Annotated in this window: 21 protein-coding genes, 1 tRNA gene and 2 riboswitches; of the genes, 11 read left to right on the forward strand and 11 right to left on the reverse strand. The window is 59.4% G+C overall.

Translation table 11 applies throughout. The features are described from left to right. The first annotated feature begins 278 nt into the window (after positions 1 to 278). Positions 279 to 1,145 (forward strand): RNA polymerase factor sigma-32, encoded by an 867-nt coding sequence (locus MRBLMR1_RS25745; protein ID WP_148147757.1) that lies wholly within the window; start codon positions 279 to 281, stop codon positions 1,143 to 1,145. A 24-nt stretch (positions 1,146 to 1,169) separates the two neighbouring features. Here MRBLMR1_RS25745 and MRBLMR1_RS25750 read toward each other — a convergent pair whose 3' ends face one another. From MRBLMR1_RS25750 to MRBLMR1_RS25785, 8 genes are all read right to left on the reverse strand, one after another. After that, on the reverse strand, positions 1,170 to 2,588 hold the full coding sequence (locus MRBLMR1_RS25750) for a M48 family metalloprotease (protein WP_246436449.1): 1,419 nt from the start codon (positions 2,586 to 2,588) through the stop codon (positions 1,170 to 1,172). 316 nt (positions 2,589 to 2,904) lie between these two features. After that, positions 2,905 to 3,612 carry a thiamine ABC transporter ATP-binding protein gene (locus MRBLMR1_RS25755; protein ID WP_148147759.1) on the reverse strand — a complete coding sequence of 236 codons (708 nt, stop codon included), beginning with the start codon at positions 3,610 to 3,612 and terminating at the stop codon, positions 2,905 to 2,907. Beyond that, positions 3,605 to 5,224, reverse strand: coding sequence for a thiamine/thiamine pyrophosphate ABC transporter permease ThiP (gene thiP / locus MRBLMR1_RS25760; RefSeq protein ID WP_148147760.1), 1,620 nt, complete (start codon positions 5,222 to 5,224; stop codon positions 3,605 to 3,607). The genes MRBLMR1_RS25755 and thiP overlap by 8 nt, the downstream gene beginning before the upstream one ends. 27 nt (positions 5,225 to 5,251) lie before the next feature. Beyond that, on the reverse strand, positions 5,252 to 6,256 hold the full coding sequence (gene thiB / locus MRBLMR1_RS25765; protein WP_148147761.1) for a thiamine ABC transporter substrate binding subunit: 1,005 nt from the start codon (positions 6,254 to 6,256) through the stop codon (positions 5,252 to 5,254). Positions 6,257 to 6,295: 39 nt separating this feature from the next. Further along, positions 6,296 to 6,401: riboswitch (TPP riboswitch) on the reverse strand. A gap of 227 nt (positions 6,402 to 6,628) precedes the next feature. Then, entirely contained in the window at positions 6,629 to 7,024 is a 396-nt protein-coding gene (locus MRBLMR1_RS25770; RefSeq protein ID WP_148147762.1) for a VOC family protein, read from the reverse strand. A 101-nt stretch (positions 7,025 to 7,125) separates the two neighbouring features. Beyond that, positions 7,126 to 7,578, reverse strand: a complete 453-nt coding sequence (locus tag MRBLMR1_RS25775; protein WP_148147763.1) for a response regulator — start codon at positions 7,576 to 7,578, stop codon at positions 7,126 to 7,128. Positions 7,579 to 7,749: 171 nt separating this feature from the next. Beyond that, the gene (locus MRBLMR1_RS25780; protein WP_148147764.1) at positions 7,750 to 9,576 is read right to left on the reverse strand and encodes an ABC-F family ATP-binding cassette domain-containing protein; all 1,827 of its coding nucleotides are present in this window, start codon (positions 9,574 to 9,576) and stop codon (positions 7,750 to 7,752) included. Between the two features lie 9 nt (positions 9,577 to 9,585). Continuing rightward, entirely contained in the window at positions 9,586 to 10,242 is a 657-nt protein-coding gene (locus MRBLMR1_RS25785; RefSeq protein WP_148147765.1) for a thiamine diphosphokinase, read from the reverse strand. 123 nt (positions 10,243 to 10,365) lie between these two features. Beyond that, positions 10,366 to 10,443, forward strand: a riboswitch (SAM riboswitch). A 62-nt stretch (positions 10,444 to 10,505) separates the two neighbouring features. Here MRBLMR1_RS25785 and metA point away from each other — a divergent pair. After that, a complete protein-coding gene (gene metA / locus MRBLMR1_RS25790) occupies positions 10,506 to 11,426 on the forward strand; it encodes a homoserine O-acetyltransferase MetA (RefSeq protein ID WP_148147766.1) in 921 nt (306 codons plus the stop codon). Positions 11,427 to 11,544: 118 nt separating this feature from the next. After that, positions 11,545 to 12,567 carry an aldose epimerase family protein gene (locus tag MRBLMR1_RS25795; protein WP_148147767.1) on the forward strand — a complete coding sequence of 341 codons (1,023 nt, stop codon included), beginning with the start codon at positions 11,545 to 11,547 and terminating at the stop codon, positions 12,565 to 12,567. A 129-nt stretch (positions 12,568 to 12,696) separates the two neighbouring features. Here the strand turns inward: MRBLMR1_RS25795 and MRBLMR1_RS25800 are convergent, their stop codons facing one another. Together MRBLMR1_RS25800 and MRBLMR1_RS25805 are read right to left on the reverse strand one after the other, a co-directional pair. Continuing rightward, a complete protein-coding gene (locus MRBLMR1_RS25800) occupies positions 12,697 to 12,933 on the reverse strand; it encodes a hypothetical protein (protein WP_148147768.1) in 237 nt (78 codons plus the stop codon). A 185-nt stretch (positions 12,934 to 13,118) separates the two neighbouring features. Next, positions 13,119 to 13,193 (reverse strand) — tRNA-Gly (locus MRBLMR1_RS25805). Between the two features lie 255 nt (positions 13,194 to 13,448). On the opposite strand from MRBLMR1_RS25805, the gene MRBLMR1_RS25810 reads away from it, so the two are divergent. The 4 genes from MRBLMR1_RS25810 (at position 13,449) to MRBLMR1_RS25825 (ending at position 16,279) form a co-directional block, all read left to right on the forward strand. Then, positions 13,449 to 13,958, forward strand: a complete 510-nt coding sequence (locus MRBLMR1_RS25810; RefSeq protein WP_148147769.1) for a prolyl-tRNA synthetase associated domain-containing protein — start codon at positions 13,449 to 13,451, stop codon at positions 13,956 to 13,958. Between the two features lie 62 nt (positions 13,959 to 14,020). Beyond that, complete coding sequence (gene trxA, locus MRBLMR1_RS25815; protein WP_148147770.1) at positions 14,021 to 15,025, forward strand: thioredoxin; 1,005 nt, start codon at positions 14,021 to 14,023, stop codon at positions 15,023 to 15,025. A 105-nt stretch (positions 15,026 to 15,130) separates the two neighbouring features. Next, complete coding sequence (locus tag MRBLMR1_RS25820) at positions 15,131 to 15,808, forward strand: LON peptidase substrate-binding domain-containing protein (RefSeq protein ID WP_148147771.1); 678 nt, start codon at positions 15,131 to 15,133, stop codon at positions 15,806 to 15,808. Positions 15,809 to 16,090: 282 nt separating this feature from the next. Beyond that, complete coding sequence (locus MRBLMR1_RS25825; protein ID WP_112505770.1) at positions 16,091 to 16,279, forward strand: Trm112 family protein; 189 nt, start codon at positions 16,091 to 16,093, stop codon at positions 16,277 to 16,279. 159 nt (positions 16,280 to 16,438) lie between these two features. Here MRBLMR1_RS25825 and MRBLMR1_RS25830 read toward each other — a convergent pair whose 3' ends face one another. Beyond that, positions 16,439 to 17,653: a ubiquinone biosynthesis hydroxylase gene (locus MRBLMR1_RS25830; protein ID WP_148147772.1), complete on the reverse strand. Its 1,215-nt coding sequence runs from the start codon at positions 17,651 to 17,653 to the stop codon at positions 16,439 to 16,441. 87 nt (positions 17,654 to 17,740) lie between these two features. Here MRBLMR1_RS25830 and tesB point away from each other — a divergent pair, with 87 nt between their 5' ends. The 4 genes from tesB (at position 17,741) to MRBLMR1_RS25850 (ending at position 23,473) form a co-directional block, all read left to right on the forward strand. Further along, a complete protein-coding gene (gene tesB, locus MRBLMR1_RS25835) occupies positions 17,741 to 18,619 on the forward strand; it encodes an acyl-CoA thioesterase II (protein ID WP_500066940.1) in 879 nt (292 codons plus the stop codon). A 207-nt stretch (positions 18,620 to 18,826) separates the two neighbouring features. Next, on the forward strand, positions 18,827 to 19,177 hold the full coding sequence (locus tag MRBLMR1_RS25840; RefSeq protein ID WP_183686359.1) for a P-II family nitrogen regulator: 351 nt from the start codon (positions 18,827 to 18,829) through the stop codon (positions 19,175 to 19,177). Positions 19,178 to 19,205: 28 nt separating this feature from the next. Beyond that, a complete protein-coding gene (locus MRBLMR1_RS25845) occupies positions 19,206 to 20,567 on the forward strand; it encodes an ammonium transporter (protein ID WP_148147774.1) in 1,362 nt (453 codons plus the stop codon). Positions 20,568 to 20,776: 209 nt separating this feature from the next. Beyond that, positions 20,777 to 23,473, forward strand: coding sequence for an FtsK/SpoIIIE family DNA translocase (locus tag MRBLMR1_RS25850; protein WP_500066941.1), 2,697 nt, complete (start codon positions 20,777 to 20,779; stop codon positions 23,471 to 23,473). Positions 23,474 to 23,568 lie beyond the last annotated feature (95 nt).

The following is a 23,568-nucleotide window of genomic DNA, read 5'->3' on the forward strand; positions in this document are numbered from 1 at the left end:
TTTTCTGAGATACAGCAATAAAAAAACCCGGCCTTGAGCCGGGTTTTTTTATTGGAACTTTTGCGCTGTCGCCGCGTTAAGCCGCCGGAACGGCGAATTGATTGCTGCGTAACGCTGCCCTCGGTTCCCTTCTGAAACTGTTGCGACCAGGATGTTCCGGGTCGCTGATGAGGGGGCGAGATCAGCAGTCCGAACTAACGTTGGCATCCTTCGCGGATGTGCGTTTGCAAGGTTTCCCGCTGTTCATCGTCATATCAGAACCGTTGACGGAGAAGACGATGACAGCCATGTCCGCAGACCGCACAATGATCAAGATAGCGATGTCAGCTCCCTATCTCGCCCGAGAAGAGGAGCGTGATCTTGCCATCCGATGGAAAGACGGCCAGGATCAGAATGCACGAAACCAGATTGCACTCGCGCATATGCGTCTCGTCATAGCCATGGCTTCGAAGTTTCGCGGCTTCGGTCTGCCGATGAGTGATCTCGTTCAAGAAGGTTATGTAGGGCTGCTTGAGGCGGCGGCAAGGTTTGAGCCGGCGCGGGACGTTCGTTTTTCAACCTATGCCAGCTGGTGGATCCGCGCTTCGATGCAGGACTATATCTTGCGCAACTGGTCGATCGTGCGCGGCGGGACCAGCTCTGCGCAGAAGGCGCTTTTCTTCAATCTGCGCCGGTTGCGTGCAAAGCTTGCCCGCGGTGACAGCAATCTTACTGCCCGTGCCATCCATGAAGAGATCGCGGTGGCGCTCGGTGTCAGCGTAAACGACGTGCAGACAATGGATGCACGTCTTTCCGCCAACGATGCCTCGCTGCAGGCGCCGACGATTGCCGGTGACGCCGATAGCGGCGAACGGCTGGACATGCTGGAGAGCAACGAGCCACTTCCCGACGAGCAGGTCTCGGGGATGATCGACGGCGAACGGCGGCTGAAATGGCTGCAGGGCGCGCTCACCAAACTTAACGACCGCGAGAAGAAGATCATTCGTGCCCGCCGGCTCACCGACGACGGTGCGACGCTCGAAGCGCTCGGTACCGAACTTGGAATTTCCAAGGAACGAGTGCGTCAGATCGAAAGCCGCGCCATCGAGAAGCTGAAGTCGGCGCTCGTTTCCGCCAATCCGCAGATGGCTGCCGCTGCCTGCTGAGTGTGAAGGGGTGTTCCTTCACCCCTATTCGGAAATGATCTTCATCTTCTGGCCGGGCGACACCGTCGCGCCGGCCGGCAGGGCGTTGATGAGCTTGAAAAGATCGAGTTTTCGATCCGTTCCCATCATCCGACCCGAGAGCGATGCAAGAGTGTCACTTGGGCCAACCGTGACGATCCGCACGCGAAGCGGCTTCAGGGAGGCTATTTCTTCTGGCGTCATACGACGAAAGCTGTTGCGTAGCGTATCTGCCGTAGATTGTAGGGTCGTGTTACCCTTTGGTACCGCTGTCAAAAAGCGGAAAATTTGCTCATTGAGGCGCACGACGGTCACGTCGAAATCCCAGCGCTCGGCGGAGGCGCGGGCGGTTGCGGCCGGCAGGCCGTTGACGGTGGACTCGCGCACGGTTTCCGGCTGCAATCCTGCAACCCAGCCGCTCGTCAGGTAATTCGTCAGGTTGTTATTGTCGCCGGCGGCAACGCCATCGAAACGGATGGCGCTTTCGCCGGGGCCGGTTGCGAGCACCGCCTCGACCTTGTTGTCGATCCGGAAATCCGGCGGAACATCGAAACGGATGCCGAGGCTGCCGTGTAGGAACGTCTGGCCTCGAACATAACCTTCCTGCGGGCTGTCGCCGTAAAGGAGACCGTCGATGCCGGCGAGATAATAATCGCGGCCACGGTCGCCGACGCCTTCCTGGCCGAAGGCGCGGGCATGGCGGCGCGCGAGATCGACACGCTGGGCCGAATTCGGGTGGCTTGAAAGGAAGTCGAGGCTCTGGTCGTTATCTGGATCGACGGCGGAATAGCGGGCGTAGGCTGCCATGGAATCAAGGAAGCGAGCGGCTGCATAAGGATCATATCCGGCTTCGCCGAGCATGCGCACGCCGATAACATCCGCCTGCAATTCCTGCTGGCGGGAGAAGGCGGCGAGACGCAGCTTGCCACGTGCGAGCGCCTGCTTGCCGGCGAGATCGCTCGACAGGACCTCGGCGACGACTCGGCTGGCAATGACTTCCGCCTCTTCCCGCTTCTGACGCTCGATGCCGTGATTGGCGGTGACGTGGCCCATTTCGTGCGACAGGACGGCCGCCACTTCCGACGCATCGTTGGCGAGCGCCAGCAGACCGCGTGTGACATAGAGATAACCGCCTGGCAGCGCGAAGGCGTTGATTGCCGGCGAATTCAGAATGGTGATGCGGAAGGACTGGGTTGGATTTTCCGAAACGGCCGTCAATGCACCGGTGATACGCGCGACCAGACGCTCGGTCTTCGCATCGCGATATTCGCCGCCGTAACTTGCGACAATGCGCGGATGCTCGCGGGCGCCCATTGCGGCACGCGGGTCATTCTTCTGAACCTGGTCGACAGTCTGCGGGTTTTCCGACGGCGATACATTGGGTGTATAGGCCTGGTCGAAGATCGACTGGCAGCCGTAAAGCATCGAGGTGACGGCAAAGAGTGTGGCTGCGGAACGGAATGCGCGGCTACGCTGCCAAAATCTCGGCCACCTGGCACGATCCGTCTTTACAGTCTTCGCCTGCACTACCATCTCCGGAATTACACTTCGGCATCCTGCCGTCGCGTCTGGCTTCGTCTTCCGCCCGTTGTCGCTTACCGTCTTTCGCGCCAACTGCACAGATATTCCTAAATGAATATGTATTGCCTACTGGGTATGAAAAGAAAATAAACTTGAACGCCGATGCCATTGGGCCACGTCCAAATTGTGGCGGTGCCCATGCACGCTTGATGACTTTCGTTCACACAGTGCCGGATAGGGCCGAAACGGGTGCGGCAAATCGCGAAAGGTAATCCGCCTTTGCTTCGTCGGTAGCGATCTGCCCCTTTTCGACATGCAGGATGCGATCTGCAATGCGGGCAATTTCCTCGCGGTCATGGGTTATCATGACCACGGTATTTGCATTTTCCTTATGCAGGTCAAGAAGAAGGGCGGACATTTGCAGACGCAGATCGGTGTCTAGCGCTGCGAAGGGTTCGTCCAGCAGGAGCACCGGCTTGTTGCGCAGCAAAGCCCGGGCAAATGCTGCCCGCTGTTTTTCTCCTCCCGATAGCGAGCCCGGCATGCGCTTGCCGAATCCGGCAAGACCAACACGCACCAAGGCGTTTTCGGCGCGGTCCCTGTCTTGCGGGGAAAGCCGCAAAGACGGGTTGAGGCCAAGCGCGACGTTGGTGAAGATGTCGAGATGGGCGAAGAGGTTGTGATCCTGGAAGACTACCGAGACCGGTCTTTCCGACGGGTGGCTCAAGGTCTGGTCGATTCCGGCGATAAGGATGTGGCCTGATTGCGGACGTTCGAAACCGGCAATCAGATTGAGCAGCGTCGATTTTCCTGCGCCCGACGGGCCGGCGATCGCGGTGACTGCGCCCGGTTCGATGCGGCAATCGAAAGCGAAACTCGTCTTGCCGAGCGTCAGCGCGACCTTGTCGAGGACGATGCCGTCATGCATTCGCGTTTTCCTTTTTGCCCGCGGTGCCGAGTATGGTCAGGGCAAGGCAGATCACGCCGAGGATCAGCGCCAGCCCATCCGCATCATTTGTTCTGTAACTCGATAGCGTGCTGTAGACCAGCCAGGGCAGGGTGACGAGCTCGCTGGAGCCGAACAGGGCAACCGCACCGAGATCGCCGAGGGAAAGTGCCATAGCGAAGGAGAGGGCGGTGAGTATCGGGCGTGTCAGGACGGGGAGATCGATTAGCCGCCACTTGGCAGGGCCGCTGATGCCGAGTGAGGTGGCCAGCCGGGCGGTCTGATGGTGGTGGTCATCCAGTGCCGGTTCGAGCACCCGCACGGCGAAGGGCAATGCCATCAGAGCATTGATGAAGGCGACGAGAAAGGGGGCGAACGCTGCGACATTGCCGAATTGCCGAAGCACCAAAAACCAGCCGGTGCCGAGAATGATTGGCGGGACGACGAGCACAAGCGAGGATGTGCCGGCGAGCGAGGTCGATAGAAGCCGTGCAGCAATATTGGGATCACGCCGGTCCCTGATCGCCTGCCGCGCCGTGATGATGGCGAGCGATGCGGAGACGGCGATCACTGCGGCGGTTACGGCGATCACAAGGCTTGTCGTGGCTGCCTGAATGAAGCGTGGTCCGTTGACGAGTTTCCAGAGATCCGCACGAAGGCCAGCGACCAAAACCGAGAAGAGCGGCGAGGCGACGAAGATGACGGCGACAGCAATGATGAGGCCATCCCACAGGCGGGATGCGGATGAGCGCCCGTCGAGGCGCAAGACCTTTCGGCCTGCGGTCCAGACCGTATCGGTTGCCGCCGGCAGAAACGCGATGAGGCCGATCACGGCTGCGGTGAGGGCAATCTGCAGAAAGGCGAGTGCGACCGCGCGGGGCGGGTCGAAATCGAAGCGCAGGGCATGGTAGATCGCCACTTCCAGCGTGGTTGCAGCCGGGCCGCCGCCGAGCACGAGGACTAGCGTGAAGCTGGTGGCGCAGAGCATGAAGATCAGCCCCGCGACGCCTGGCACGACACGCGCGAGCGCCGGCCATTCGACAAAGCGGAAGATCGAGAGCGGTTTCATGCCGAGGCTGGCCGACAGAAGCCAGTACTCCGCCGGCAGTCGCTCAAGTACGGCAAGCAGCAGGCGCACGGCAAGCGGGATATTGAAGAAAGTGTGGGCAAGCAGAATGCCGGAAAGGCCGTAGACGCTGACCGGGTGTTCCAGTCCGGCGGCAGTAAGCCAGCCGTTCAAAACTCCTTGCCTGCCCCAGACGCCGAGGAGGCCGAGCGCGCCGACGAGTGCCGGTAGGCCCATGGGCAAGGCCATGAGGCGAAGAATCCAGGCTCTGCCTGCAAAGCGGGGGCGGCGAGCCAGTGCCAGCGCTACCGGAATGGCGAAGGCAACCGACAGCAAGGTCGACAGGGCCGCCTGCCAAAGCGTGAAGCGCAGAATGCTCCAGGTATAGGCGGTGAAAAGCCGGGATGCCGATTGATCGCCATCCCAGGCCAGCAGCGTCGCGATCGCCGTGCCGACAAAGACTATGACGGCGGCAAGCACGACAAGGCCAGCAACGATGCCGCGTCGTCTTTCAGCAGTCGTCAGCAAATGCGATATTCCGCCCGTTTCGACATGTCACTTCTTGCTCATGGCGGTCAGCCATTCGTCGATCCAAGCCTGACGGTTCTTCGCAACCTCGTCGGAGCCGATCAGCAGCGTCTTTTCCGGCTTTACAAGCTTGTCGAAAGCCTCAGGCAGCGGGGCGGCGGCGGCTGGCATCATCCAATTGGTGGTCGGAATGATATCCTGTGCGGCCGGCGATATCAGAAACGTCAGGAAGCTTTTCGCCAGATCCTTATCCCGGGCGTGTTTCAGCATGCCGGCGACTTCGATCTGGATGTAATGGCCGTCCGAAAAACTTGCGGCCTGATAGCGGTCGTTTTTTTCCTCGACCATGTGATAGGCCGGCGAGGTTGTATAGGAGAGCACCATCGGCACTTCGCCCTTGGTGAACAGGCCATAAGCTTCCGACCAGCCGGGAGTGACGGTCAGAACCCGGTCCCTGAGTTTCGCCCAGGCTTCCGGCGCCTTGTCGCCATAGACGGACTTTACCCAGAGCAGAAGGCCGAGACCCGGCGTCGAGGTGCGCGGGTCCTGAATGGCGATCTTCTGCGAAGCGTCCCCCTCGATCAGATCTTTGAGGCTCTTCGGCGGGTTCTTGATCGTTTGCGTATCGTAGATGACGGCGAAGTGGCCGTAGTCATAGGGAATGAACGTGTCGTCTGCATAATTGCCGGGAACCTTGACGGCGCCTGCATCGACGCCGTTCGCCTCGAAAAGGCCGGTGGCTTTGGCTTCGGAGATCAGGCTGGTATCGAGGCCGAGCGCGATATCGGCTTCCGATCCCGTACCTTCCAGCTTTAGACGGGTGAGAAGCGCCACGCCATCGGCAACGCCGACGAAATTGACGGTGCAGGCGCAGGTCTTTTCAAACTCGGCCTTGATCTTCGGGCCGGGACCCCAGTCGGAGGTGAAGCTCTCATAGGTATAGACGGTGAGCGTCTTGTCCTGAGCTTCAGCAGCAAAAGGGGTAAAAAGCATGGCCGTGGCGGCCAGAAGAAAATTCGAAATCCCGCGCATCAGCGCCTCCTCAAAATGTCGATGTGGGGAATAGGCGCTGGTTGCGAGCCGTCTAATCCCTCCGCCGGTGTTAGCCGGATCAGGTTCCGCGGGTTGGCGTTTCGCCTCTCAGCCCAGCAGACGCAGGGCACCCCGTTAGAGCGTGCAAAGATTTACCGGTCTCGCTTCATGCTGGCAAGAGGGGCAACACAATCGTTCTCTTCATGAAAATTCCCCTCTGGCCTGCCGGCCATCTCCGCCAAAAAGGGGGACAAAAAACCGCCGCACCCGCTTGTTTCCAATCGGGCATAAGCGACACGTCGAGGTTAGCCCTCCCCCTTGTGGGGATGGTTGGGAGGGGGCTTTTATCGGTGAGCCGCAATTGCCAGTGGATCACCCACCGGACATGTCCATATACATGACTTCCCAGACATGGCCGTCGAGGTCCTGGAAGCTGCAGCCGTACATAGGGCCCATTTCCATGTTCGGCTTCCATTCGCCACCTCCTGCGGCAAGCGCCTTTGCCTTGAAGCCGTCAACCTCGTCGCGGCTCGATGCGGAAAGGCAGTTCAGCACCTCTTTCGTCTTCCTGGCGTCGGAGATATCGCCATTGATGAACATGCGGAACTTGTCGTGGGTGAGAAGCATCACGTAGATCTGCTCGCTGACGACCATGCAACTTGCGGTGTCATCGGAAAAATCGGGGTTCTTGTTGAAGCCCAGCGCCGTGTAAAACGCCGTTGAAGCCTGAAGATCCGCCACCGGCAGGTTCACGAAAATCATCCGCATGTCGCGATTCCTCCTTGATTATGGACGCCATCAGCTGGCGCCCTTCCTCCAAGGACGAAAGATGCGGCACGGATTCGACAAGTCCATGCCGGAATTTTGACTCAGTTTGCGTTTCCGCGAAAAACCTTGAGTTCGCGGGGAACGATGGCCATGCCGCCGAGGCGGTTGGCGATCGCATAACCGATCGTCTGTTCGACTACTTCAGGCATGACGGGTTTAGTCAGAACGCCGAGTGTTCCTTCTACGCCATCCGCGATATCTTCCGGATTGCCGGTCATGAATACGACCGTGAGGCCATATTGTTCGGCAAGTTCGCGGCCGATTTCCGGTCCCGTCCGGCCATCGGCGAGATTGACATCGACGAGCGCGATATCCGCATGGGCTGCGAGCGAAAGTGCATGCTTGCGGGCATTCGCCAGCCCCACCACCTTCAGGCCCATGTTCTCGATCGTGTCGGCCACGTCGAGCGCAATCAGAAACTCATCCTCGATAATCAATACGCGCTGATTCATCGCCTCATTTGCCAGCCGACGACGCGATACACTTGTCAGCATTGGACATCTCCAGAGTTCATCTCGGTTTTGCCAGTTGCATGTTTTAGCAACCTGACACGCACCAAACGCGATGAATGTCTGGATTGTTCCGGGGCGAGACACTGATTTTCTTGATTAAATATTTGTTAAGGCTAACAAATATTTAATTTTCGGATGCCTGTCGCATCGTGCTCAACCCTCGATTTCCTCGCGCAACATTTCCAGCTCCAGCCATTCCTCCTCCATTTGGGTCAGCTTTTCGCGCAGCTTTTCCATCTCGGCAGCCAACTTGTTGAAGCTTGCCGGGTCCTTGGTGAAGAGGTTGGGATCGGCCATCTTCTTTTCTCGCAGAGCGATCTCGGCTTCGGCCTTTTCCATTTCCTTGGGAATATTCTCCAGCGCGAACTTCTGCTTGTAGGAGAGCTTTCCCTTGGCTCTGGGTGCGTCGGAGGAAGAGGCTGCGTTTTCGGCCTTCGGCTTTTCGGCTGCTTTCTCCGCCTTTTTCCGCTCTTCCTGCGCGCCCTTGCGCTGCGCCAGCATGTCGGTGTAGCCGCCGGCATATTCGATCCAGCGGCCATCGGGCGCATCCGGGGTGGCCGGGGCGATAGTCGAGGTCACGGTCCGGTCGAGGAAGTCACGGTCGTGGCTGACGAGGATGACGGTGCCGTTATAGCCAGCGACGATTTCCTGCAGCAGGTCCAGCGTCTCGATGTCGAGATCATTGGTCGGTTCGTCGAGGATCAAGAGGTTCGAAGGCCTTGCCAGCATGCGGGCCAGCATCAGACGGGCGCGCTCGCCACCCGACAGGTTCTTGATCGGCGTGCGGATCTGTTCAGGCTGGAACAGGAAATCCTTCATGTAACCGGCAACATGGCGCTGTTCGCCGTTGACCAGCAGGGTCTCGCCGCGACCATCGGTCAGATAATGGGACAGGGTATCCTCGGGATCGAGGTCCTCGCGCTTCTGGTCGAGGGTTGCGATTTCCAGGTTCGTGCCGAGCTTGACCCAGCCGCTGTCGGGCTCCAGCTGGCCGGTCAGCATCTTCAGGAGCGTTGTCTTGCCGGCGCCGTTCGGGCCGACCAGACCGATGCGGTCACCGCGATGCACGCGGATGGAGAAGGGCGCCACGATTGTGCGCTCCTCGTATGCCTTTGTGATGTTTTCGGCTTCAACGACCAGCTTGCCGGACTCGCGACCCTCGGCAACCGAGGCCTGAACGCTGCCCTGCGGTCCGTTATGGCCGCGATAGGCGGCGCGCATTGCCTGCAATTCGCCAACACGGCGCATGTTGCGCTTGCGTCGTGCGGTAACGCCGTAGCGCATCCAGTGCTCTTCGCGCTCGATCGCCTTGCCGAGCTTGTGCTGTTCGATCTCTTCCTCTTCGAGAACCTGATCACGCCAGGCTTCGAAATGGCCGAAGCCGCGAGACAGCCTTCGGGCGGTGCCGCGATCGATCCAGACCGTGGCGTTGGAGACCTTTTCAAGAAAACGACGGTCGTGGCTGATGACGACAAGTGCGCTGCGCGTCTTGCGCAACTCGTCTTCCAGCCATTCGATGGTCGGCAGGTCGAGATGGTTGGTCGGTTCGTCGAGCAGAAGGATATCGGGTTCCGGTGCCATGACACGGGCAAGTGCTGCACGGCGCGCTTCGCCGCCGGACAGCCGGTTCGGATCTTCTTCGCCGGTCAGGCCCAGATGTTCGAGCAGATAGGTGACACGATAGGGATCGTCGCCCGGACCGAGGCCCGCTTCGGCATAGGCCTGCACGGTCGAATACCCGGCGAAATCGGGAGCCTGTTCGAGATAACGGATCGTCGCAGATGGATGACGGAAAACTTCGCCCGACTGCGCCTCGACCATGCCGGCCGCGATCTTCATAAGTGTCGACTTGCCAGAGCCGTTGCGGCCGACGAGGCAGATGCGGTCACCCGGTTCCACCTGCAGGCCTGCGCCGTTCAGCAACGGCGCGCCGCCGAAGCTCAGGAAGATGTCGTCAAGCTTGAGAATGGGAGGTGCCATGAGGACCGTTTATGCTCCGGAAAAATCGTGGGGACGGGCAAGGATCATCGCCTTGCCGCTCTTTAGATGGAATTCGACCGGCCCTTCCGCAACATTCGAAACCGTGCGGGATGAACCGAAAGGCAGCGAGAAATCCTTTAAGGGATATCTTGCGCCCAAAATGTCGAGGCCCGACAGGGCGGAAAAGCCGAGGACGGAAAACAGCGCGTCCTTGGGGAGGTCGATCGCTTTTTTGCCCGGCAGAAAGGGAATGGCCTCTTCATCACCCGAGGCGAGAAGTATGTCGAAGCCGCGTTCGGCAAGGCTCATGGCAAGCAGAAGATGCTGCAGCGCGTGGTCGGAACGCTCGCCGCCAAGTGCGCCGATCAGGATCAGACGCTTTGCGCCGCGTTCGATCGCCTCGGCCGTGGCAATCTCGCCATCGGTCTCGTTCTTAGCCAGTGGATAAGTCTTTCGCTCCACCTCGGGAAAACGGGCGATCAGGTCTTCGTCGGAAGAGTCGAAGTCGCCGACCCAGAGTTCCGGTATCACACCAAGCCCGGCCGCGTGGCGCATGCCACTATCTGCGGCAATCACACGGCTTCCCGCGATCGCATGTCTGACGCGATCGGTGACGACAAGATTGCCGCCAAGCAGGATTGTGAAGGTCGAATTGGCCATGGGCATTGCCCATAGCGCAAAGGGTAGCGGAAGGGAAACAGTGCATATGCCTATTTCGGTCGCGCCATGGTGGCGTCAGGTCAAATTTGCTCCCATTGACGGAGGCTCTCGCAAGGATTATCTGATAAACCGAACTTCCGTGGTGATTTGGCCGGCCGGCTTGCAGCCACGTTAAAAAAGTCGCTAAAGGGCCGCGAGAAGTTAGACTTCACTTCCCACGGGCCGGTTGCGATTTTTCGTTGCCGGCTTTTTGTTTGTGGGGCCTTACTATGCCGATCAAGATTCCCGATACGCTTCCAGCGTTTACCACCCTCGTTTCCGAGGGCGTGCGCGTCATGACCGAAACGGTCGCCGTGCGCCAGGACATTCGTCCGCTGCAGATCGGACTTCTCAACCTTATGCCGAACAAGATCAAGACCGAGGTGCAGATGGCGCGCCTGGTCGGCGCTTCGCCGCTGCAGGTGGAGTTTTCGCTGATAAGGCTCGGCACGCACAAGGCGAAGAATACGTCCGAGGAACATCTGCTCTCCTTCTATCACACCTGGGAAGAGGTGAAGGACCGCAAGTTCGACGGGTTCATCATCACCGGCGCGCCGGTGGAGCAGATGGACTACGAGGATGTGAGCTATTGGGACGAGATGCGCCAGATTTTTGACTGGACGACGACCAATGTGCATTCGACGATGAATGTCTGCTGGGGCGCGATGGCGGCGATCTACCATTTTCACGACGTGCCGAAACATGCACTCACTGAAAAGGCTTTCGGCGTTTACCGTCACCGCAATCTCGCGCCGGCCTCGGTTTATCTCAACGGCTTTTCCGATGATTTCCAGGTGCCGGTGTCACGTTGGACAGAGGTGCGTCGCGAGGATGTCGAGAAGAAGTCCGATCTGGAAATCCTGATGGAATCCGACGAGATGGGCCTTTGCCTCGTGCATGAGAAGAAAGGTAACCGTCTCTACATGTTCAACCACGTCGAATATGATTCCACCTCGCTGGCGGACGAATATTTTCGCGACGTGAATGCCGGTATCCCGATCAAGATGCCGCATGACTATTTTCCGCATAACGACGATACGCTGACGCCGCAGAACCGGTGGCGCAGTCATGCGCATCTTCTATTCGGAAACTGGATCAACGAGATGTACCAGACGACCCATTACGACATGGACAAGATTGGCACCGAATAGGCGCTTGGTGTGGCTTCTGGGGCGGCGTCGGGAAAAGACGCCGCGCGTCGCCGTTTCCCATTGCGGGACCTTGCCAAATCGCGCAGTTTGCCGCCGATAAAAACGGCGGAGGAAACTCATGGCAGGGCAGGCATTCGAGGTGTTCGGCACCACGCAGGACGGGGAGCCCGTCTATCGCGTCCAGATCAGCGGCGGCGGGCTGACTGCCAATGTAATGACCTGGGGTGCGGTCATTCAGGACCTGCGCCTTGAAGGGCATGATGCGCCTTTGGTGCTTGGTTTCGACGACTTCGCCTCCTATCCGGCATATTCACCCTATTTCGGTGCCACGCCTGGCCGTTGCGCCAACCGGATCGGCGATGGAAAATTCTCGATCGATGGCCGCGATTACCAGCTCGAACTGAACGAGCGCGGTGTCACGCATCTGCATGGCGGCTCGGACGGCATGGGAAAGCGCAACTGGACGATTGTCGAACATCAGTTCGACAGGGTGGTGCTTTCGATTACCGATGCCGATGGGCGCGCGGGTTATCCCGGCAATTGCACGGTGACCGCGACCTACCGGTTGAAGGCGGATGGCGTGCTCTCGGTCGTCTATGAAAGCCTGTCGGACCAGCCGACGCCTGCCAATGTCTGTCAGCACTCCTATTTCAATCTCGACGGCCGCGAAGACATTTTCGGCCACGAGATCATGATTGCCGCCGACAGGATAACGGATGTCGATGCAAGGCTGGTTCCGACCGGCAAGCTCAATGACCTGACCGGATCGCCCTTTGATCTCAGGCAGATGGGGCCGGTGCGGCGTGCGCTCGAGGATGGTCGCCAGGTGCCGTTTGACCACAATTACTGCCTGTCGAACGAGCGTGTTGCCAAACGCTCTGTGGCGCTGGTGCGCAGCCTTTATTCGGGTGTCTCAATGGAAGTGAGGACCACCGAGCCGGGCGTGCAGTTTTATGCCGGTGTGATGGTCAATGTGCCGGTGCCGGGCTTCGATGGCCGTAGATACGGAAACTATGCCGGCCTGTGCCTGGAAACGCAGGTCTGGCCGGATGCCGTCAATCATGCGAATTTCCCGAACGCGGTCTTACGTCCAGGCGAAGTGCTGCGTCAGGAAACGGATTACGTGTTTTCGAAGAGTTGAGGCGGTGGGGCGGCTTCTTGTGAAACTGAAATAGGGGCGTGTCGCCTGCTCGGTTCACCGCAAGACCGTTAGCCGCTTTCAGCCGCGTTGCGCTCCCTGTTTGCGGGCAGCACACAGTGTCCCGGCGAATTAGGCGGCGATATCAGCCGTCTCACCGTGTTGGGCAATGAGACGCGGTGATGCCATGTCGCCGGTTTCCTCATCGACCATCACTGCATAAGCAGCTACACCCACGACACGCGATGCCATGGCAGCGGCAATCTTTTCTGCAGATACTGCGTTTGACGCCTGACGCATTTCGCCCGGCACGATATTGCCACGGTTCTTCTTGAATTGCAGGACGATAAATTTTTCCGCGTGGGCCATTTGGATATCCTTGTTCGTTCCCAGTTTGTTCTGCTTTGGGCGAATAAGTCAATCGTCAATCTCGAAAAGATTTTCCAGAGGCGGGTCAGAGAAAAGATCAAAAACGGCTGGATCTACAAGAAAATGCTATGCGTCAGGTTTGATCCGACGCTTCATCAGCCTGATTGCTTTTTCCTGGGAGGGACTGGAGCGGGCGAAGGGGTTCGAACCCTCGACCCCAACCTTGGCAAGGTTGTGCTCTACCACTGAGCTACACCCGCTCATCAATCCGTCGGTCCGTGTGGTAGTTCGGAACCGGCTGGTCAGTGGCTCGTTGCCGCCGACGAGGCGCTATATGGCCCAGACGATTTTCAAATGCAACAGAGAAATGACGATCCGGGCAAAGATTTTTTCATTTTCCGCTAAGTCCCTTGCTTTGCAGGGGTTTTGGCTTTCGGTGATTATGTGGAGAATGGCTTGGAGGTGGACGGGCTTATCTTTATAGTCCGCATCTCTCGCTAATCCCGATCCCGGATGTGACCGAAAATATGCCAAAGACAGCCGCCGATCTGTTCGCTTTTCTCGACAGTCTCGACATTTCCCACACAACGAAACAGCACGAGCCGGTTTTCACCGTGGCCGAATCGCAGGAGCTGAGAGATCAGATTCCCGGCGGGCACACCAAGAACCTGTTCGTGAAGGACAAGAAGGACCAGTATTTCGTCCTGACGGTCGAGGAGCATGCGGTGGTGGATCTCAAGACGGTTCACAAGGTCATCGGCGCGTCGAGCCGTGTCTCGTTCGGTAGACCGGAGATGATGCTCGAATATCTCGGCGTCGTGCCGGGTTCGGTGACGGTGTTCGGCGCGTTTTGCGACACGGACAGGAATGTCACCTTTGTGCTGGATGAAGACCTGATGAAACACGAGATCATCAACGGCCATCCGCTTTCCAATGATGCGACGACATCAATTGGACGAAACGATCTCATCCGTTTTCTGGAGGCGACCGGTCACACGCCGCTTGTCTTGAAAGTTACAGACTGACATACGATGTTTCGGGCAGACAATTAAAAGGGTTCACACCCTGATTTCCCGGGAGAACATCCATGAGCGGCAACGATAATCCCTACGCTGGATCTTACGGCGCCGGATCCTATGGCGGCGGATACGGCAGCCAGACGGCAAGCTTCGGTTCGCCCGCTGCCAGCCCCGCGCCTGAAGCCACGGCAGCAGGTGGTTACGTGAGCGACACCACGACGGCCGGCTTTGCCAAGGATGTTCTGGACGAATCGCGCCGCCAGCCGGTTCTTGTCGATTTCTGGGCGCCCTGGTGCGGTCCGTGCAAGCAATTAACTCCGGTGCTCGAGAAGGCGGTCAACGAAGCCCAGGGGCGCGTCAAGCTGGTCAAGATGAATATCGACGATCATCCGTCGATCGCCGGCCAACTCGGCATCCAGTCGATCCCCGCGGTCATTGCTTTCGTCGACGGCCGTCCGGTCGACGGTTTCATGGGTGCGGTTCCTGAAAGCCAGGTCAACGAGTTCATCGACAAGGTTGCAGGCCCGGCCGGTGCCGATCAGGCAGCCGAGATCGAGGCGATCCTCGGTGAAGCGGATGGCCTGCTTGCCGCGAGTGACATCGAGGGAGCAGCGCAGCTTTATAGTGCCGTGCTGCAGGCCGATCCGGAAAACGCCCAGGCTGCCGCCGGCATGATGCAGTGCCTGATCGCCATGGGCGAAACGGAACGTGTCGGCCAGATGCTCCAATCGCTGCCTGAAGAGATGGCGGCCGATCCGGCGATCCAGGCGGTTTCCAAGAAACTCGACCAGATCATCGAAGCCCGCAAGCTCGGCGATCCCGTGGCGCTGATGCGCGAACTGGAAGCCAATCCGGACGACCATGCGGCGCGGATGAAGCTTGCGAAAATCCTCAACGTTCAAGGCGAGCGTGAACAGGCGGCCGACCATCTTCTGACGATCATGCGCAAGGACCGGACTTTTGACGATGACGGCGCGCGTCGGGAACTTTTGCAGTTCTTCGAGGTTTGGGGTCCGAAGGATCCCGCGACGATTGCAGCCCGTCGCCGTCTTTCGTCCATCCTCTTTTCCTAAACAATACGTTATCCACTGCCGCCGGTCTTGCGATCGGCGGTTGGAGCCCCAGATATCGGGTTATAAACCTGTAATCAGGAGCAGTCTGCGGGAGGTGCCGAACCGATGCATGTGGGAAACGCGCGGTACGTAAAACGTGAAGATCTGCCGGAAGTCATGCCGGTGTTTCCGCTGACTGGAGCGCTTTTGCTTCCGGGCGGCCAGCTTCCGCTGAATATCTTTGAACCGCGTTATCTTGCCATGTTCGATGCGGCCCTTGCCGGCGACCGGTTGATCGGCGTTGTGCAGCCTTCCCTGCTGGAGCCATCGGATGCGTCCGATCCGTTGCGGCCAGCGCTTTCCTCCGTCGGATGCCTGGGGCGTATCACTTCTTTCGCCGAGACCGGCGACGGGCGCTATATCCTTTCGCTCAGCGGTGTGTGCCGTTTCCGGCTGCTGGACGAAGCAGGCGATAGTCAGCCCTATCGAATGTTCCGGTTCGCGCCGTTCATGAGCGATCTTTCGGAAGAGGATGACGAGGCTTCCGTCGACCGGCGCGAGCTGCTGCGGGTGTTCAGAGCCTATCTCGACGCCAACAAGCTGGAAGTGGATTGGGACAGTGTCGGGCGCGCGGGCAATCGCACACTCGTCAATTCGCTATCGATGATGTCGCCTTTCGGTCCGGCGGAAAAGCAGGCGCTGCTGGAAGCGCCGGATCTGAAGACGCGGGCGGAAACGCTGATCGCGATCACGGAAATCATGCTGGCAAGAGGGCTGGCGGATACCGATACGATTTTACAGTGAGGCCTCAGAGCCTTTCCTGGTTAAATTGAAGCGTTCTGCCGGAGCAGGTTTTCGTCAGGGCAAAGGCGATTGGCGAAGGGCATACCCGAAGGTACGGTCGAGCCGATCGCCTTTGATCCTGGCGGAAAGATGTCCGGCCCTTCGGGTTGGCTGAAACGGGCCGCCTAGTCGTCCGGCCGGCTTGGCCGTATGCTTTGGCTACGACTCGCGCCGGCCGGACGACTATCCGACTCCGTTTGAGCCAACAGAACGTTTCAATTTAACCAGGAAAGGCTCTAAGTGGTGGACGAAAAGCTCAGCAATGTCGATCCGAAGCTGCTCGATCTGCTCGTGTGCCCGCTGACAAAGGGCACGCTTTCGCTGGATCGCGAGCGCAACGAACTGGTCTCGGAAGGCGCGCGTCTCGCCTATCCGATCCGTGACGGTATTCCGATCATGCTGGTGTCCGAAGCGCGGAAGATCGAGGACTGACGTTTCCTCTCGCTCTTCGTCGTCCTCGTCCTCGGGTTTAACCCGAGGATGTCCCGAGGACCTGCTAGGCTGCGATTTTTTGCGACGTGATTAGATCCTAGGGACAAGCCCTAGGATGACGGCAATAGGAGTTAGCCTTGCCTGTGATCGCTGCGCTACTCAAATCTGCTCGCCGGCCAGAAGCTTCGGATTTCCCTCTGCGCCTGTCCCAGCTGCCTGGGTGATGAAGAAATCCTTCAGTTTCGGCATGCGCTCGACGAGGCCGAGGCCGAAATCGCGTGCGATGCGGATCGGAGTGATGTCATTGGAGAATAGCCGGTTGAGGACATCGGTGGTGACGCCCATGCGGAACGTGTCGAAGCGGCGCCAGGACTGGTAGCGCTCCAGTACGTTGAGCGAGCCGATATCCAGACCCAGTCGATCGGCCTCGACAATGGTCTCGGCAAGAGCTGCGACATCCTTGAAGCCGAGATTGAGGCCCTGGCCGGAGATCGGGTGAATGCCGTGGGCTGCATCGCCGGCAAGCGCGAAACGCGGCGCGATGAAGGCGCGTGAAAGCGTGAGGCCGAGCGGAAAAGCCTTGCGGCCACCGACAACGGTCAGTTCGCCGAGCTTGTGGCCAAAGCGGCGCTGCAATTCGTCCTCGAAGATCAGATCATCGGAGGCGATCAGCCGGTCGGCATCCTCCGTCCGTTCCGTCCAGACCAGCGACGAGCGATTGTTCGGCAGGGGGAGGATGGCGAAGGGGCCGGAGGGCAGGAAATGTTCTTCGGCCACGCCTTCATGCGGACGCTCATGGGCGACGGTCGTGACAATACCCGACTGTCCGTATTGCCAGTTGACGGTGCGGATGCCCGCCATGTCGCGCAATTTCGAGCGCACGCCATCGCAGGCGACGAGCAGCTTGGTCTCGATGGTGGAGCCGTCTGACAGCGTGACGGTCGTGCTGGTGTTCGTGGTCGTGAACGCGGTGGCGGAAAGGCCGTGCCGGATGGCGATCCCCAGCCGTTCTGCGGCTCCCCTTAGTGCCCTCACCATTTCCACATTCGGCACCATGTGGGCGAAGGGTTTGCCTTCCTCGATCTCGCCGTCGAAGGTGAGGAAAACCGGGCGCACTGGATCGGAGGTGCGGCTGTCGGTGACGATCATACGGTTGATCGGCTGGGAGTGGACGAGGATATCGTCCCAGACGCCTAGCACGTCGAGCATCTTGCTGGCAGCCGTGATGATCGCGGAGGCGCGCTCATCCTTCTCCCATACATGCGCCGGAGCCGCTTCCACGACTTCGATGTTGAGGTGCGGGGCGGCCTGCTTGACCGCGACTGCCGCCGCCAAGCCGACATATCCCGCTCCGACCACCATCATGTCCAGCATCTCACAGGCTCCCGTCAGTCTTGTGGTTGTTGATGGGGTGGATATAGATCATCCGGTCGTCGCTTCCTATTGCCGGAGTTCGTAAAAATGTCAGGTTCGCGTCCTAACCCGATGGAACAGCTCATCAAGACGCTCGATCTGGAGCAGCTGGAGCACAATCTTTATCGCGGCACGAGCCCGGATATCGGCTGGCAGCGCGTGTTCGGTGGGCAGGTGATCGCGCAGGCGCTGGTGGCGGCGCAAAGAACGGTCGATGCCGATCGATTCGTTCATTCGCTGCATGCCTATTTCGTGCGTCCTGGCGATCCGAGCGTTCCGATCGTCTATCAGGTGGAGCGGCTTCGTGATGGCGGCAGCTTTGCCACGCGCCAGGTACAGGCGATCCAGCATGGGCGGGCGATCTTCACCCTGTCCTCATCGTTCCAGCGGGATGAGGAGGGCTATGAGCATCAGATCGCCCTGCCGGATGTGCCGGCACCGGAGGAGCTGATGGACGAGGCCGAGTTCAAACGGATTTTCCTGCCCAAGGCGCCGGAAGCCATTCGCCGCTATTGGGAGCGGCCGCGCCCGATTGAGCTTCGCCCTACGTCTCTCAAGCATTACCTGACGACGGAGAAGCTGGAGCCGCTTCAGGATGTCTGGGTTCGCACGGTCGGTGATGTGCCCGGCGATCGTGGCGTGCAGGCCGCCATCCTTGCCTATCTCTCCGATATGACGCTGCTCGACGCCTCGCTTTATCCGCACGGCACCTCCGTTTTCGATCCGCGCCTGCAGGCAGCAAGCCTCGATCACGCCATGTGGTTCCACAGGCCGATCCGGTTCGACGACTGGCTGCTTTACAGTCAGGACAGCCCAAGCGCTTCCGGCGGCAGGGGAATGACGCGCGGCAGTCTCTACACGCGCTCGGGAGTGCTGGTGGCGTCCGTGGCTCAGGAAGGTTTGATTCGTAAAAAGGCAAATGAGTAATTTTTGTGCGAAAAATTTAAAATGCACAGAAATTCGGCGTCTTTATGGCGCTCGCTTGCCTCATTTATGAGGCCCCGGATTTCTATCTTTATTTTTCAATAACTTAAACGCCGTTCGAAACTGGCACGCCCTTTGAATGTAGATGCTCAGTCGCAGGCTTTGCTGCCGGTGATGAGGAGAGTCGGCTTTGGCCGAAATAAACAAAGGATGGGAAGCCAGATGAAAATCGTGATGGCCATTATCAAGCCGTTCAAGCTGGATGAGGTGCGCGAAGCACTCACGGCTGTCGGTATCCAAGGCCTGACCGTCACCGAAGTCAAAGGTTACGGACGCCAGAAGGGACACACCGAAATCTATCGCGGCACCGAATACGCCGTCAGCTTTCTGCCTAAGCTGAAGATCGAGATCGCGGTTTCCGCAGATCTCGTCGAGAAGGCTGTCGAGGCGATCGCTTCTTCTGCGAAGACCGGCCAGATCGGGGATGGCAAGATCTTCGTCTATTCGATCGAGCAGGCCGTGCGCATCCGTACCGGCGAAACCAATACCGAAGCGCTCTAAGCACGGCTTACAGGGGAGTTTTCAAACCATGCAATTGACCAAGATTTCCAACCTCGGACGCATGGGCGCAGCTGCTGCAGCCCTGTTTGCGCCGGTTGTCGCTTTCGCGCAGACCGCTGCAGCACCCGCTGCCGAGGCTGCTGCTGCCGCTCCAGTTCCGGACAAGGGCGACACCGCCTTCATGTTCCTCTGCACCCTTCTGGTGTTCTTCATGATCATGCCGGGCATTGCACTGTTCTACGGCGGTCTCGTCCGCTCGAAAAACATGCTCTCCGTGCTGATGCAGTGCACCGTGATCGGTTCCTCCATCATGCTCGCCTGGGTCATCTACGGTTATTCCTTCGCCTTCGGCGGCGGCACCTCTGCCTTCTGGGGCGGTACGGCCAAGATGTTCCTCTCCGGCGTCACGATCGAGTCGACGGCTTCGACCTTCTCGGATGGCGTCGTCATTCCGGAATTCATCTTCATGCTATTCCAGATGACGTTTGCGGCCCTGACGCCGGTTCTGATCGTCGGCGCGTTTGCCGAACGCATCAAGTTCTCGGCTGCCGTGCTCTTCTGCCTGCTCTGGGTCACCTTCGTCTACTTCCCGATCGCACACATGGTCTGGGACGCAAACGGCCTGATCTTCGGCTGGGGCGCGCTTGACTTCGCCGGCGGCACCGTCGTTCACATCAATGCGGGTCTTGCAGGCCTCATCGGTGCGATCATGGTCGGCAAGCGTACCGGCTTCGGCAAGGACATGATGGCTCCGCACTCGATGACGCTGACGCTGGTCGGTTCCGCCATGCTGTGGCTCGGCTGGTTCGGCTTCAATGCCGGTTCGAACCTCGAAGCTTCGGGCGGTGCGATGCTCGCAACCGTCAACACGTTCCTGGCAACCGCTGCTGCTGTCGTTTCCTGGTCGGTCGTCGAAACCTTCACCCGCGGCAAGGCTTCGCTGCTCGGCGCAGTTTCGGGCATGATCGCAGGTCTCGTCGCCATCACGCCTGCTGCCGGCATTGCCGGTCCGATGGGCGCGATCATCATGGGTCTGCTCGTTTCGCCGATCTGCTACTTCTTCGTCTCCGTCATCAAGAACAAGTTCGGTTATGACGACACGGCCGACGTGTTCGGCGTTCACGGTGCAGGCGGCCTCTTCGGCGCGCTGGCAACCGGCATCTTCGCATCCTCGTCGCTCGGCGGCATCGGTTATGCCGAGGGCGTCACGATGGGCGGCCAGTTCATGACCCAGGTCTGGGCAGTCGTCGTCACCATCCTGTGGTGCGGTATCGGCTCGATCATCCTCTACAAGGTTGTCGACCTGATCGTCGGCCTGCGCGTTCCGGTCGAAGCCGAACGCGAAGGTCTCGACCTCGCTGCACACGGCGAATCCGCCTATCACAGCTAAGAGGCAAGGCCGGTTTCAACCGGCCTGATTCTTCACCACAATCAGATGGCTCGGCCTGGCGCCGGGCCATTTTCGTCTTTGGAAGCGGCCTGTGGATCATCTGGTTAAAGCTGCGTTAACCATCCCCGCGTTACCTTGTCTTGGAATTGTGCGACGGCCATTGCCGGATTGCGCACCTTATTTCGTTTCACAGGTGGCGGGCAGATACGATGAGCAGAAGCAGTTCGGCGGCATTGGCAAACCGGTCAACCCGCTCAGTTCTCAGCTCTTTCGTGCTCCGGCAGGCGCTTGCGCTGATCGGCTTCGGTATTTTCCTGGGCCTTGCGCTTGCCGTTGCGGCGCTTGCCACCTGGAATGTCGCCGACCCGAGCTTTTCCTACGCTACCGATAATCCCCCCACCAATCTTCTAGGTTTCGGCGGTGCGGCCTTTGCCGACCTGATGATGCAGTTTCTCGGCCTTGCCGGGCTCATCGCGCTTCTGCCTGTGCTTTCCTTTGCGCTGGCGCTGATCTCCGGCCGTCGTTTCGATCGCATTCCGGCGCGTATCGCCGCCTGGGGCGGTGGAACGCTGCTGGCTTCGGCTACGCTCGGCTGTTTTCCCGCGCCGCAGACATGGCCGATCCCGAACGGTATCGGCGGTGTTATCGGCGACATGATCCTGCGGTTTCCTGCACTGTTTGTCGGCGCCTATCCGACCGGCATGGTCGCTATGGTGCTTGGCGGCATCTTCACCGTTCCCTGCATCTGGCTGATGCTGTTCGCCTCCGGTCTCGTCGGTGATCCGCTCGAGCTGGATGTGGAAGAGGAAGACGACGACAAGCCTGTTGCGGCCGTCGTCTCTCGCGCGCGGCGCGACGAGGAAGACGAAGAGGAGGATGACGGCGGGTTCCTTGAACGCTTCCTGCCGCTCGGCCTTGCCGCGCATTATTGGTACATTACCCAGGCCCGTCTGCGCCGTATGGTGGGCATGAAGCAGCGTGCGCGCCAGGCTTACGACCAGCCTTACGATTTCAACGAGGACGAGTTCGGCAAGCTGAACGAGCCCGTGCGGGCAAAGGCTGCTGGTGGCGACACGCGCCGGACGGAGCCGTCGCTCGACGGCGCTGGTGAACGGGTTGCCGGCAATCCGCGCCGGGTGGTTTCCGCTCCGCCGATCTACGGCCATGACCACGATGATGATCCGCCATTCGACATGGACGATATCCCCCGTCGGCCGGCTGGTATACTTGTCGATGACGAGGATGATGACGACGCTCCGTTCCTGGCATCGCGAACACCTCAGGCCGGTGGCCGTTCTGCTCGTGTCACGCCTGCAGCGCCCGCGCCGAAGCCCAGTGCACGCGTGTCGCGCGATGCGCAGGGCTCGTTTATTCGTCCGGACGGTTTCCAGCTTCCTTCCGTTCATCTGCTCACCGAGCCGAAGGCGGTTGCCCGCGACGCCTCGCTTTCGGCCGATGCGCTGGAACAGAATGCCCGTATGCTGGAAGGCGTGCTGGAGGATTTCGGCGTTAAGGGCGAGATCATTCATGTCCGGCCCGGCCCGGTCGTCACGCTTTACGAACTGGAGCCGGCACCCGGTATCAAGTCCTCGCGCGTCATAGGTCTTGCGGACGACATCGCTCGCTCGATGAGCGCAATCGCAGCACGCGTTGCCGTCGTTCCCGGCCGCAATGCAATCGGTATCGAATTGCCGAACCGTACCCGCGAGATGGTCTATCTGCGCGAAATGATCGGTTCGAAGGACTTTGAAGGCAGCAAGGCAAAGCTTGCCATGGCGCTCGGCAAGACGATCGGCGGGGAGCCGGTCGTAGCCGATCTTGCCAAGATGCCTCACCTTCTCGTCGCTGGTACCACCGGTTCGGGTAAGTCTGTCGCCATCAACACGATGATCCTGTCGCTTCTCTATCGCTATACACCGGAGAAGTGCCGCCTGATCATGATCGACCCGAAGATGCTAGAACTTTCCGTCTATGACGGGATTCCGCATCTGCTTTCTCCGGTCGTGACAGATCCGAAAAAGGCCGTCGTTGCGCTCAAGTGGACCGTCCGCGAGATGGAAGAGCGCTACAAGAAGATGTCGAAGATTGGTGTTCGCAATATCGACGGCTTCAATTCCCGCGTTGAACAGGCGAAGGAAAAGGGTGAGATCCTGACCCGCACCGTGCAGACCGGCTTCGACCGCCAGACGGGCGAAGCAATGTACGAGACGGAAGAGTTCGATCTCGATCCGATGCCCTATATCGTCGTCATCATCGACGAAATGGCCGACCTGATGATGGTCGCCGGCAAGGATATCGAAGGCGCCGTGCAGCGTCTGGCGCAGATGGCGCGTGCGGCCGGCATCCATGTCATCATGGCAACGCAGCGTCCGTCGGTCGACGTTATTACCGGTACGATCAAGGCGAACTTCCCGACGCGTATTTCCTTCCAGGTGACGTCGAAGATCGACAGCCGCACGATCCTCGGCGAACAGGGCGCCGAACAGCTGCTTGGTCAAGGCGACATGCTCTACATGGCCGGCGGCGGGCGCATCCAGCGCGTTCACGGTCCGTTTGTTTCAGACAATGAGGTGGAAGAAATCGTCGCCTACTTGAAAACTCAAGGGTCGCCCCAATATCTCGAAGCGATCACGGCCGACGATGAGGATGAAGACGGCGGCGGTGGCGGCCCGGCGGGCATGTCCAATCTATCGGATTCGGATGACCCATACGATCAGGCCGTTGCAGTCGTGTTGAGAGATGGCAAGGCTTCGACCTCCTATGTTCAGCGGCGTCTCGGCATCGGCTACAACCGTGCCGCCTCGCTGATCGAGCGGATGGAGAAGGAAGGGCTGATCGGTCCGGCAAACCACGCCGGCAAGCGCGAGATCCTCGTGCCGACCGAGGCCGACATTATCGAGCGCTAGTCGCGGGTAAGTCTTTCGTGATCGTGTCGGCTACGGCTTGCCAAGCCGCCGGCAAGTCATCATGACGCCGCGTTTGCGGCCCAGTGCATTTGGAT

Source organism: Neorhizobium sp. LMR1-1-1.1 (assembly GCF_040675795.1).
In the GTDB taxonomy this organism is placed as follows: Bacteria; Pseudomonadota; Alphaproteobacteria; order Rhizobiales; family Rhizobiaceae; genus Neorhizobium; species Neorhizobium cellulosilyticum.